Origin of the sequence: Brooklawnia sp. (assembly GCF_032229645.1) — a bacterium.
Taxonomy (GTDB): domain Bacteria; phylum Actinomycetota; class Actinomycetes; order Propionibacteriales; family Propionibacteriaceae; genus Brooklawnia.
Map to the genome: position 1 here is coordinate 1 of NZ_JAVTWX010000008.1, position 11,824 is coordinate 11,824.

General features: G+C 64.9%; 9 protein-coding genes. 4 read left to right on the plus strand and 5 right to left on the minus strand.

Going from position 1 to position 11,824, the window contains the following annotated elements; translation table 11 throughout:
* The first annotated feature begins 21 nt into the window (after window positions 1-21).
* Window positions 22-1,308: a pitrilysin family protein gene (locus tag AAFP05_RS00430; RefSeq protein WP_341727877.1), complete on the plus strand. Its 1,287-nt coding sequence runs from the start codon at window positions 22-24 to the stop codon at window positions 1,306-1,308.
* Entirely contained in the window at window positions 1,305-2,654 is a 1,350-nt protein-coding gene (locus AAFP05_RS00435) for a pitrilysin family protein (RefSeq protein ID WP_341727878.1), read from the plus strand. Before AAFP05_RS00430 ends, AAFP05_RS00435 begins: the two co-directional genes overlap by 4 nt.
* 292 nt (window positions 2,655-2,946) lie before the next feature.
* On the opposite strand, the gene AAFP05_RS00440 is transcribed toward AAFP05_RS00435, so the two are convergent.
* Genes AAFP05_RS00440 through AAFP05_RS00450 form a run of 3 tightly spaced genes read right to left on the minus strand, consistent with a single transcriptional unit; the run spans window position 2,947 to window position 7,429 of the window.
* Window positions 2,947-5,841 (minus strand): UPF0182 family protein, encoded by a 2,895-nt coding sequence (locus AAFP05_RS00440; protein ID WP_341727879.1) that lies wholly within the window; start codon window positions 5,839-5,841, stop codon window positions 2,947-2,949.
* Complete coding sequence (locus tag AAFP05_RS00445) at window positions 5,838-6,389, minus strand: PPA1309 family protein (RefSeq protein ID WP_341727880.1); 552 nt, start codon at window positions 6,387-6,389, stop codon at window positions 5,838-5,840. Before AAFP05_RS00445 ends, AAFP05_RS00440 begins: the two co-directional genes overlap by 4 nt.
* A complete protein-coding gene (locus tag AAFP05_RS00450; RefSeq protein WP_341727881.1) occupies window positions 6,383-7,429 on the minus strand; it encodes a PDZ domain-containing protein in 1,047 nt (348 codons plus the stop codon). The genes AAFP05_RS00445 and AAFP05_RS00450 overlap by 7 nt, the downstream gene beginning before the upstream one ends.
* Window positions 7,430-7,554: 125 nt before the next feature.
* Between AAFP05_RS00450 and AAFP05_RS00455 the strand changes: the two genes are divergently transcribed.
* Complete coding sequence (locus AAFP05_RS00455) at window positions 7,555-8,889, plus strand: zinc-dependent metalloprotease (RefSeq protein WP_341727882.1); 1,335 nt, start codon at window positions 7,555-7,557, stop codon at window positions 8,887-8,889.
* A 14-nt stretch (window positions 8,890-8,903) separates the two neighbouring features.
* On the opposite strand, the gene AAFP05_RS00460 is transcribed toward AAFP05_RS00455, so the two are convergent.
* Window positions 8,904-9,497 carry a M48 family metallopeptidase gene (locus AAFP05_RS00460; protein ID WP_341727883.1) on the minus strand — a complete coding sequence of 198 codons (594 nt, stop codon included), beginning with the start codon at window positions 9,495-9,497 and terminating at the stop codon, window positions 8,904-8,906.
* 278 nt (window positions 9,498-9,775) lie between these two features.
* On the opposite strand from AAFP05_RS00460, the gene AAFP05_RS00465 reads away from it, so the two are divergent.
* Complete coding sequence (locus AAFP05_RS00465) at window positions 9,776-9,937, plus strand: DUF5679 domain-containing protein (protein WP_341727884.1); 162 nt, start codon at window positions 9,776-9,778, stop codon at window positions 9,935-9,937.
* A 25-nt stretch (window positions 9,938-9,962) separates the two neighbouring features.
* Here the strand turns inward: AAFP05_RS00465 and AAFP05_RS00470 are convergent, their stop codons facing one another.
* Complete coding sequence (locus tag AAFP05_RS00470; protein ID WP_341727885.1) at window positions 9,963-11,756, minus strand: ATP-dependent DNA helicase UvrD2; 1,794 nt, start codon at window positions 11,754-11,756, stop codon at window positions 9,963-9,965.
* Window positions 11,757-11,824: the final 68 nt, after the last annotated feature.

Genomic DNA, 11,824 nt, shown 5'->3' on the forward strand with positions numbered 1-11,824 from the left:
GGGTTGGCTAGCATGCAGTTCATGCCACGACTCACTCGTCTGCACTATCCGGTCGACGACCTCACTCTCGACAACGGGCTGCGAGTGCTGATCAACCCCGATCCTCTCGCTCCGGGGGTTGCAGTCAACCTCTGGTATCGCGTCGGATCGGCCGACGAAATCTCCGGCGCGACAGGTTTCGCGCATCTCTTCGAACACCTGATGTTTGCGGGGTCCGCGCACGTCGCCTCCGGCGAGCATCTGTCTGCCATTCAGGCGGTAGGGGGCAGCGCGAACGCCACCACGAGTTTCGACCGCACGAACTACTTCGAAACCGTCGGCCCGCAGGCCCTTGAGTTGGCGCTTTGGCTGGAGGCCGACCGGATGGAAAGCCTCAATGTCGCGGCGGAGAACCTCGACACCCAACGCAGCGTCGTCAAGGAGGAGAAGCGACAGCGCTACGACAATGTGCCCTACGGTGACCAGCTCGAGCTGCTGCTGCGGCTGAACTTCCCCGACTCTCATCCCTACGCCCACCCTGCGATCGGTTCGATGGCCGATCTGGATGCCGCAACGCTCGACGACGTGCAGGCGTTCTACCGCACCTGGTACCGGCCCGCAGGGGCCGTGCTCACGCTGTCCGGAGCCGTCAGCACCGAGCAGGGCCAGGCGCTGGCCCAGCGCTATTTCGGAGACCTGCCTGCCGGACCGGTACCCGCCGGCGAGACGGTGGACGCGCTCCCGCCGCACGCCGGGCTCCCCGAGCTCGTGGTCCGCCGCGACGTTCCGCGGCCCATGATCCATCTGTGCTGGCGCACGCCGAGCCTGCGTCATCCCGACCGGCTGGCTGTCGACATGCTCTTCTCGCTGATCTCGGACGGCCAGTCGTCCCGGCTCTACCGTCGACTGGTACGCGATCAGGAGCTCGCCGAGGGCATCGGCGCCGACGACTTTGGCCTGGCACGCGGCAGTTCGCTCGGCCTGATCTCGGTGCGTCCGCGCGAAGGCGTCGAACTGACCCGGATCACCGATGAGATCATCGCGACCCTCGACGAGATCGCGACCGCAGGGCCTCGTCCCGAAGAACTGGCACGCGCGAAGGCCGGCTTCGAGCGGGAGTGGCTCGCCGCGCTCGCGCCCATCGAGGAGCGCGCCGATCAACTCGGCTACTACGCGACGTTGTTCGACGATCCCCAGCGCATCAACAACGAACTCGCCGAGATCCAGCAGCTCGACCTGTCCGACATCGCCACGGCGGCCAAGCGCTGGCTGAGCCCAGAGGCGCGAGCGACACTGCGCTACGAGATTGCAGAAGGGAATCACGCATGACTCACGTCCCCAACCGTCCGGTGGTCGGTCCCGCACAGGCCTGGACGTTGCAGTCGCCCCGCGAACTTCAACTCGACAACGGCACGCGGCTGTGGCTCTACGACCTGCCCGGTCAGCATGTCATCAGCGCGCAGGTCGTCATCGATGCCCCGCTGTGCTGCGAGCCGATCGCTGTCGAAGGATGCGCCACGATCGCGGTACACGCCAGCGACGAGGGCAGCCTGCCTCATCCCGGCTCGTCGTTGGCCGAGGCCATCGAAGACATCGGCGCGATCTATGGCGGCACCGCACGTCAGTCGTCCACCGTCTGCCGGATGGAGGCGCCCGCAACCCAACTGGACGCCGCACTGAAGCTGCTCGCAGAGATCGTGACGCTACCCGCCTATGAGGCATCCGACATCGAACGGCATCGCAGCCTGCGGCTGGCCGAGATCGAACAGACTCTGATCCGGAGCTCCGCACTGGCCCAGCTCGGCTTCCAGAACGCCGTTTTCGACGCCGGCTGCCGAGTCGGCCGCCCGACTGCCGGCCGGATCAGCACCGTCGAGGCCATCACCCGCGGCGATGTGGCAGCGTTCCATCAGCGCTGGTGGCACCCGGGCGGCGCAACGATCATCCTGGCCGGCGAGTTGCCCGCTGATGCCGCGCAGCTGGCCGCGGATGCCTTCGGCTCCTGGGTTCCCGGTGGCGAGCGACCTCAGCATGAGACAACGATCGCCAATCCGGCGGCGCCGGTGGTCTGGGTCATCGATCGTCCGGGTTCGGTGCAAGCCGACCTGCGCATCGGCGGATTCGGCCCCAGCCGCCTCGATCCCCGGTGGGCCCGGCTGCAGGTGGCCTCGTGCGCGATCGGCGGGTCCTTCGGCTCCCGACTGAACCGCGTGCTGCGCGAAGAGCTCGGCTTCACCTACGGGGCGAACGCCGGATTCCGCCCGCTGCGCAGCCACGGCAGCTTCGTGATGCAGACCAGCTGCCGCACCGAGGTCGCCGCTCCGGCCGCAGCGGCCGCGCTCGACCTGCTGAGGATCACCGACGAACCGTTCAGCAGCGCCGAGGTACTGGACGCCAAGACGTTTCTGCTGGGCATCGCGCCGTTGCGATTCCAAACCGCCGACGCGATCGCGGACGAGGCATCCGTGCTCGCCGGCACCGGGCTGCCCGCCTCATGGTTCAACGAGCAGCAGGCGAAGATCGCCGCTGTCACCGCGTCCGAGGCCACCGAGGCGTTCATCGATGCCGTACGGCCGGAGGAGCTGAGCGTAGTGCTGTGCGGCGACGCAGAGCAGCTGGTCGGCGGCCTGGAAGCCGAGGGAATGTCGGCCGAGGTCAAAGTGATCGAGGGCTAGGGTCCTTTGGGACCCTCCGAGGCGTGACGAGCGGGAGCGAGCAGGTGTTGGGCCGCGGCCCCCTGGCCCACCCACAGCGGCCGCCGCTAGCTACCCCTGGCCCACCCACAGCGGCTGCCGCTAATCACAGCGACTAGCGGATATTTGCTAGTCGCTGTGACTTCCGGCAGTCGCTAGCCCTGCCTGTCACACACGGGGCGGACACAGTGAAGGAGGGCTGGACAGTCGTCCAGCCCTCCTTCATCGCGATCGGCTACTTGGCCGCCTCCTGCGATTTCTGCACCGCGATCGGCTACTTGGCCGCCTCCTGCGCGTCTTTCATCTTCTGGCGCGCGATCTCGATCTGGCGCTGATACTCCCCCAGATCTCCCTTGGCCAGCGCGGCGTCGGCCGCGGCATAAGCGCTGGATGCTGCCTCGAGAGCCTGCTGCACAGCAGGAAGGCCGGTCGTCGGCGCCGTCGGCGTCTCACCTCCCGTGGTGGGCGTGTCACCCTCTCCGGTCGAGGCGCCCGCATCGCCTTCGAAGACCTGGTCCAGGGCCTCCTGTAGCGTCGAACCCAGACCGATGTGATCGCCGAACCGCACGACGATGAACCTCAGCACCGGGTAGGAGCCTTGAGTCTTTCCTCGCGTGTAGATCGGGTTCACGTAGATCAGGCCGCCGCCCAGCGGCAGCGTCAGCAGGTTGCCGTAGACAGGTTCCGCCGCGCCCTGGCTGGTGAACGGCAGTAGCGCCTGCTGCACCAACTGATCGGTTTGAATCGCATTGAAGGTCTGGTTGGGACCCGGCACCTGGTGGGTGTCCGACAACCTCAGCACGCGGATCTTGCCGTAGTCGGGGCTGGTGGCCTCGGCCACCACCGCCATGTACGCACCCAGGTTCTCGCGCTCATTCGGCACGAAGACGGCGGTCTGGCTGAAGACCGGAGCGTCATCTCCTGGCCACTTGATGGATAGATAGTAGGCCGGCTCCTTGGTGTCTGCCGATCGGGGATCCTCCGGCACCACCCACAGATCGGACTGCTGGTACCAGGCATCCGGGTTGGTCATGTGGTAGCGGCCGAGGATCTGGCGCTGCACCTTGAACATCTCCTGCGGGTAGCGCAGATGGGCCATCAGATCGGGGCTGATCTCAGCTACCGAATGCAGCATGTCCGGGTAGACCTTCTGCCAGGTCTGAAGAACCGGATCCTGGGTGTCCCAGGCGTAAAGGGTCACGCTGCCGTCGTACGCGTCGACCACGGCCTTCACCGAGTTGCGCATATAGTTCACGTTCTGACGCTCGAAGCCGATCTGGGTCCACGAGGTCGTGGAGTCGCTGGTCGCGCTCGCCAGATCAACACGCTGGGAGTTCGGATAGCTGTCCGAGGTCGTGTAACCGTCGACGATCCACACCACCTTGCCGTCGACCACCGCCGGGTACGGATCCTTGTCGATGTTCAGCCAGGGTGCAACCTTCGCCACTCGCTCGGCGGGGGTGCGCTCGAAGAGAATCTTGGAGTCGCTGTGTACCCGGCTGCTCAGCAGCAGGTTGATGTGAGCGAATCTCGACGCGAACAGCGCCCGGGTGAAGATATTGCCGATCGGCACCCCGCCGGAGCCGTCGTAGGTGTTGTAGGTCTCACCGCCGCCGGACTCATTTCCACCCGGAGTGTCGAGCTCGACCGGGTCAAGGCCTTCAGCACTACCGACGACCGCGTACTCGGTGGTGTTCTCACCGAAGTAGATCCGCGGCTGCACCTGATTGATGGCGCCCACCGGCGGAATATCGCGCACGATCCACTCGGGTTCACCGCTCGACTGACGGCGATTGCCGTATGCGGCGACCGCCGCGTAGCCGTGGGTGTAGACCGTGTGCACATTGTTCCAGGTCTGGTTCTCGGTGGGCAGGCCGCCGACGTTGATCTCTCGCGCGGCGATGATCGCGTCGGTCTCCTGGCCGTCGATGGTGTACCGGTCGACGTCGAGGACCTCGGGGAACTGGTAGTAACCGCGCACCTGCTGCAGCTGCTCGAAGGTGGGCGAGATGACCTGGGGGTCCATCAACCGGATGCCCGGCAGCACCGAGGCATCCTGGACGAGCTGGCCCGCACTGACCGTCGTGGTCGCCGAATAGTCGGTGAGTTCGACATCGGTCACGTTGTAGGCCTCGCGGGTGGCCGCAATCTGGTTGACGATATACGGGCGTTCTCGGTCGGGTTCGTTCGGGCGCACATCGAACTGCTGAACCAATGCCGGATAGCCCGCTTGGACGATCAGGCTGGATACCACTGCCAAGGCGACCGCCGAGGTCGGCAACATCCAGCGACGGATCTTGGCATTGACGAAGAACGCGATCGCGCAGACCAGACAGATAATCGACATGATCATCTTGGCCGTGATCCGGGCGTGGTCATCGGTGTAGCCGATTCCGGTGAACAGCGTGTCGTTGTCCGAGATCGCAAAACCGTAGCGTCCGAGCCACTGGTCGACACCGATTGCGAGAGTGATCAGCCCCAACAGCACCGAGATGTGGGCCTGAGCCTTCTTGGTGAACGGATTGCTGAACCTAATCTCCGGCGACTGGCCTTCGCCGGCCGTCGTCACCCGCATCGGGCTGGTACGCAGCGATCCGGTGATGAAGTGGACGGCAGCCGCCGCCACGAGGGCGACCACCAGCGTCCAGATCACCTGGCCGACCACCCAACGCCACCAGGGCAACTGGAAAACGAAGAAGGACATGTCCAGACCGAAGTACGGATCGGTGGTACCGAACGGGGTGGCGTTGACCCATGCCAGGAACATCTCAACGTTTGACACCGTGCCTGCCCCGGCCATGATGCCAAGCAACACAGCGGGGATTGCCACAGTGAGCCGGGTGTGCCGTTCCATCACCTGCCGGTAGCTGCTGAGCGAACTGGATGAAGCCACCTGCACCCCGCGCGGACGCAGCCGGTAGGCGATCGCCATGTTGATCCACACGGCAGCGCCCATCAGGACGCTGAAGATCGCGAAGAGCCCGACGGTGCTGCCCAATCGCACTGTGAAAACCTGCTCGGCATCGACGGAGCGATACCACAGCAGGTCGGTCAAGATCCGCGCAAAGAGAATGAACAACAGGATGACTACTGTCAATACGATGATCGTTGGGGCCAAAGCGCCTCGGCGTCTCGGCACGGCACGCTCACCGGTGGTCGTGGAGCTCATGAGTTCCCTTCGTTGTCTTGCAGTGTCCAGGCAATAGCTTGAGTCAGGGCAGGCACCATGTCCGCACCAACGAGCAGGTCGTCGGGGTTCGACGCCACGCGCGCGACGCAGTGGGTGATGATGGCGCCGTTTGCGGCTCGTACGGCGCCGGCGACCACCCGCAGATCCTGCCGTTGCGGATGATGCGCCACGAACTCGGCGGCACGAGCGGGATCGGGAGGTATCTCGGAGTCCAGGTCGGGCGGCAGGAAGCTGCGTTCCACCGATAGCGCGCAGCCGGTCACGGTAGGCGGCCAGTAGATCTGTGACAGCGCGGTCTCCAGATCGGTGCCCGGATGGAAGTCGTCTTGTTCGACCGAGGACAGCGCGTCGGGGCTCGTGACGGTCAGTTGGTCCGCGAGCGAAGGCTCCGCGGCCAGCAGCTGAGATGTAAGCACGAGCGCAAACAGCCGAGCAGGCTGATCCCAACCTGCCCTCCCGACGTACCGTTCGACCTCGACGAGTCCGGCCAGCAGCGCCTCGGTCTGCTGTTCGCTGTTCGTCAACATCTCGGTACCTGATCGGCTGTCGTCGGATTCTTCAATAGTTCCAGGCTGGTGATGGCATCACTCAGCTTCGTCACTTTCACCACGGTCACCGAGCTATCGATGCCCTCGATATCGACGCAGTTACCCTCGGGCACCAGCATGATCTGGGCACCCGACTGCTCCGCGCCCCGCAGTTTCTGGCGCAGCGCACCGATCGAGCCGACATCACCGGCAGCGGTGATCGTCCCGGTGGCTGCCACCGTCCGGTCATCGATCAGCGAGCCCGGCGTCAACTCGTCGTAGATGGCCAGCGCGAATGCCAGTCCCCCGGATGACCCGACGACCTCGGATTCCATGTTCACCTGCACGTCGACCGGGTACTCGTAGTTGTTCTCCAATTCGACGCCGATGCGCGCCACCGAAGGATCGTCCTGATCGGCCACCGCGATCACGAAGACCTCAAGCTGCTCACTGCCGCGCTGCAACCCGAGTCGGATCACCGAGCCGGGCTGCTCCTGGCTGACCACGGCCGCGACCTCGGACTTGCGTTCAACCACCGAGCCGTTGACAGTGCTGATGAAATCGCCAACCGCCACCTTGCCGTAAGCGGGTCCCGAACTGGAGACCTGAGTGACCTGCGGCAGCGGAGTCACCGGGATGCTGGCGGCCAACAGTGCCGCGACCGTAGCATCGCGCTGGGAGTCGGCCATCACCTTGTTCTCATTGCCCTGCTGCTGGTCGACCGGACGACCCTGCGGATAGACCCTCTCGCGTGGCAGCACCATCTGATCGGGAAAGACGTACGACAAGAATGCCTGTGGCAGCGTCATCTCGGAGTCCTGCTTGGTCACCGAAACCGTCGTCAGCAACAGCTGACCGTTGGTGCCGTAGGTGTTTGCTCCGCCGATCTGCAGCACAGGCTTGTCGCCGCTCTTGCCCAGCAGATCGATCGCCTGGCCCGACGACCACGACACGAACGGCACCGGTACGAGCGAGATCGCGACAATGAGCACGACGAACAAGGCTGTGGAAACGACCGCCGTCCAGCCCTGTTTGGTCATAGGCCCGCCCTTCCGTCTGACAGGTAGGTATCCCCTGACTCTACCGGTCCCGCAAACTGGGTGTGCGCCGGTTGCCCGGTGCGGTTGAATAGAGGCCAAGCGATGATCAGGAACGACGGTGAACGATGAATGACGACATGGCCAATTGGTTCGCCCAGTTTAGTGGCTCGGGCGGCGATTTCGACTTCAACAAGCTGATCGCTCAGCTGCAGCAGGCGATGGCGTCGATGGCTGGCAATGCGGACGGCAACGGCCTCGATTGGAACAGCGCCAAGACTACGGCGCGTCACGTGACGGCCTCGCTGGGTCCCGATCCGGTGCCCGGTCATCGCGATCAGCAGCAGGTTGCCGAGGCCGATCGGCTGGCCAGCCTTTGGCTCGACCAGCATGTCAGCTTCGGTCCACTGGTTCGCCCCCCGGCGGCCTGGAGCCGTGCCGAATGGGTCGAGAAGACCATGGGCGCATGGCAAACGGTCGCCGAGCCGATCGTCGTTCGCATCGCTGATGCGCTGGCGACCTCGTTCGGGGATCAGTTCTCCGTCGGCGAGGAAGTCCCCCCAGAACTCGGCCAGTTCGGGGCGATGATGGCCCCGATGCTGCGTACCTCGGCCGGCGCGATGTACACCACCCAGCTTGCCCAGGCGATCGGCAAAATCTCCGGCCAGGTCGTTTCTGGTAGCGAGATCGGCATTCAGCTTCTCCCGGCACCGCAGATGGCGTTGCTCCCCACCAATGTCAGCGACTTCAGTTCGGGGCTGGGCATCTCGGACGAGGATGTGCGGATCTACCTCGCGGTGCGCGAAGGGGCGCGGCAGCGGCTGTTCGCCCAGGTCGGCTGGCTTGCCCCGCAGATACTCGCGTTGCTGGAGCACTATGCCCGCGAGATCACCATCGACGTCGGTGCGATCACCTCGACAATCGATGTGAGCGACCTCAGCGCGCTGACCCCCGAACGGCTCGCCGAACTCAGCGAGCAGTTGCAGGGCCGCCTCTTCGCGCCCACCCAGACCGATGAGCAACGCGAGATCCTCGGACGACTCGAAGCGCTGCTCGCATTGCTCGAGGGCTGGGTGGACGAGGTGACCGCCACGACGGTGAACACCTGGATGCCGCATGCGGCCAATGCCCTATCGGAAGCGGTCCGACGTCGCCGCGCCACCGATAGTCCCGCGCAACAACTCTTCTCCGCACTGGTCGGCTTGGAGTTGTCGCCGCGCAGGATCCGGGACGCCGCCAATCTGTGGTCCGGCCTGACCCGCGAGCGCGGTATCGCCGGACGCGATGCGGTCTGGGCTCATCCCGATCTGATGCCCACCGCCGCCGATCTCGACGACCCGCTGCGGCTGCTCGCTCCCGATCAGGATTCAGACGCCGGGGACGACATGGACGCCGAGTTGGCCCGGCTGCTGGAACAAGCCGAGCGCGAACGCCGTGACGAGTCAGGTGAAGCGGACGATTAGGGCTCTGAGGGTCCTTAGCCGGGCGGTGCCGCCGATCGGGCGGCACTCCAGCCGTCCAGATAGCCGGCCGCTCGCTCCGCCTGCGGATAGTGCGCAACGAGTCGCTTGAAACCTTGCCCGTGGCCGGCGAATCTCAGGTGTGCCAGTTCATGAGCGAGCACGTAGTCGATCACCCATTCGGGCATGGTCTGAAGTCGATCGCTCAACCGGATTTCGCCGGTATCGATGCTGCACGAGCCCCATCGATGACTCATATTGGTCACCCAGCGCACCGAGGTCGGACGAAGCTCGCGCCCCGCGGCAGCGTTGAGGTACTGAGCCGCGATCTCACGAGCCCGGCGGATCAGATCTTCGTCCGAACGAGACAAGCGAGTCTGCTTGACCGCCAGCTGCTGAACCATCCGATTCACCCACTCCTGTTCCTCGGACGACGGCAGCCCGGCGGGCAGAAAGATGACGACCTCGCCTGCCTCCAAACGCGCCGAGACAGTCTTGCGGCGACGCGCGCTGCGCCGTACCCGGACGCCGGCCAGACCTGCCGGCAACGGCGGCAGGTGGAGGGTGGCGCTCGGCAGCACTTCTTGAGCGGGTTGGATCTGCTGTGACATGGTATCGCTCACTCGACGTCATTGGCTTGACGGTGATGCCCGACGGGCATTAGCTTTCCTGTAGAGCCTCCGGTAATCGAATCCGTGCAGGGGAAGGCATGGGATTCGGCTCCGGGGGCTCTGCTACGTCCCGGCTGCAACCTGCGCGGCCCAGACCGGGCGATTCTCGGGCGTTCCGGATGGTTTCGCGCATGGTTCACTGGCTGCGCACCGAACCTGTGACCGCTAATATCGGCGTCAGTGGCCTGAAACCCGGCCCCCGAGTTAAGGAGAAGACTGTGGCTGAGGAAACCTATGAAGGCGAGTTCTACTGCGTGAAGTGCAAGGAGAAGCGCGAGGCCAAGGGAAACGTGGTGGTTAACGACAAGGGCACCAAGATGGCCAAGGCGAAGTGTCCGGTGTGCAGCACCAACCTGAACCGGATCCTGGGTAGGGCCTGAGATCTGCCGCCTTCCCGGCATTGGGTTAGTCGGACGCATGGTCTGCGATCACCTCGATGATCTGGTTGCCGTAGCGTTCGCATTTCGCTGGTCCGATGCCGGGAATTTTTGTCAGATTCGCTAGCTCTTCCGGCCGCTGTTCGGCTAGCGCGCGCAAGGTCGCGTCCGTGAAGACCACGAAGGCAGGCACCGACTGGGTTTGAGCCTCTTCCCAGCGCCATTCGCGTAGTGCATCGAAGAGTTGCTCATCGAAGTCGGCAACGCAATCGGTATGGCGTCCGAGCTTGATCTCGACGGCGTCGCTCAACGCTTTTCCGCAGACATGGCAGGACGGCAGCGTCCGCGGCTTGCGGGTGCGGACACCTTTCGTACGCGGGCCGGCAGCTGAGGCGGGTTCGACCAATCCGGCCGCACGAAGAAACCGGGACGGCTCGCGACGACCGCGTCCCACGGTCCCGCCCTGCGCCCACGACAGTCTGAGTTCTGTTCGTGCCCTGGTCAATCCGACATAGAGCAGCCGCTTCTCCTCTGCGATCGCTGCCGGCGTGTCTGCCATGATGAACGGCAGCAGGCCATCGGACAGGCCGATCATCGCCACCGCCTCCCACTCGAGGCCTTTCGCCGAGTGGATCGTCGACAGTGTCACAGCATCATCGGACCGATCTTGATGCTCTGCGTCGCGCACCGCATAGGGCACCTTCGCCGCCCGTAGTTCGTCGACGAGCGCCTCCGACTGCGCATTGATCCGGTACAGCACCGCTGATTGGTTCCACGCCATTCCCGCGCGATGGTGGTCGACCAACCAGGCCACCGTTGCGGCTGCTTCGGTCTGCTCATCGGAGGCGGGAATGACCTCGACGTCCGGGCCGGCATCGCGGGTGGCGCGCAATCTGGCATCGCGTCCAATCAGCGCGTTCGCAGCGTCCAGCACCTGCGGCGTCGAACGATAGTTAGTGCGCAGCTTGAGAGTGAACGCATCGGGATGATCTCGGGTGAAGCCCGTCAGATAGGCGGGCTGAGCTCCGGCGAAGGTGTGAATGGCCTGGTTGGGGTCGCCGACCACGCAGATGTCACTGCGCTCCCCCAGCCACAACTCCAGCAGGGTGCGCTGAATGGGGCTGACATCTTGGTACTCGTCCACGGTGAAATGGCGGTACTGGTCGCGGACCTCGTCGGCCACCTCGGGATGCTCGTGCAGCAATGCGATCGCGCAGAGCAGAATGTCGTCGAAATCGATGACACCCCGGTGCTTCTTCACCTGTTCATAGCGCAGCAACACCGACGCCACCTGCTCGGCATCCAAGCCGTCGACCTCGCGCCGCGCCTTCGCAGCCAACTCGATGTAGCGCTCGGATGGCACGTTCGAGACCTTCGCCCAGCTGATCTCCGCTGCCAGGTCGCGCAACAACGGTGTTTCGATGCTGACCGGCAGGGCGCGCGCGGCCTCCGCGATCAGGCCGAAGGTGCCGTTGGCCACCGGCGGCAACTCGACCCCGTTCACCCGCGGCCAGAAATAGCTCAGCTGTCGCAACGCGGCGGCATGGAAGGTACGGGCCTGCACCCGCGGCACCCCGAGCCCGGCGAGCCGGTGGCGCAACTCCGCGGCCGCCTTGCTGGTGAACGTGACGGCCAAGGTATGCCTGGCCTGCAACGCGCCGGTCGCCGCCCCATAGGCGATCCGGTGCGTGATCGCTCTCGTCTTGCCGGTTCCGGCGCCGGCAAGCACCACGACCGGACGACCGAAACTCGTCGCCACGGCGCGCTGTTCTGCGTCCAGTCCCTCCAGGACGCGGTCTGCCAGCGATGCTTCGGTACTCACGCCGACTCACTGTAGGCGGTGCGAGCGACAAAACCGCGCGCGCTTCACCCATGGAGATTCGCGGCGAG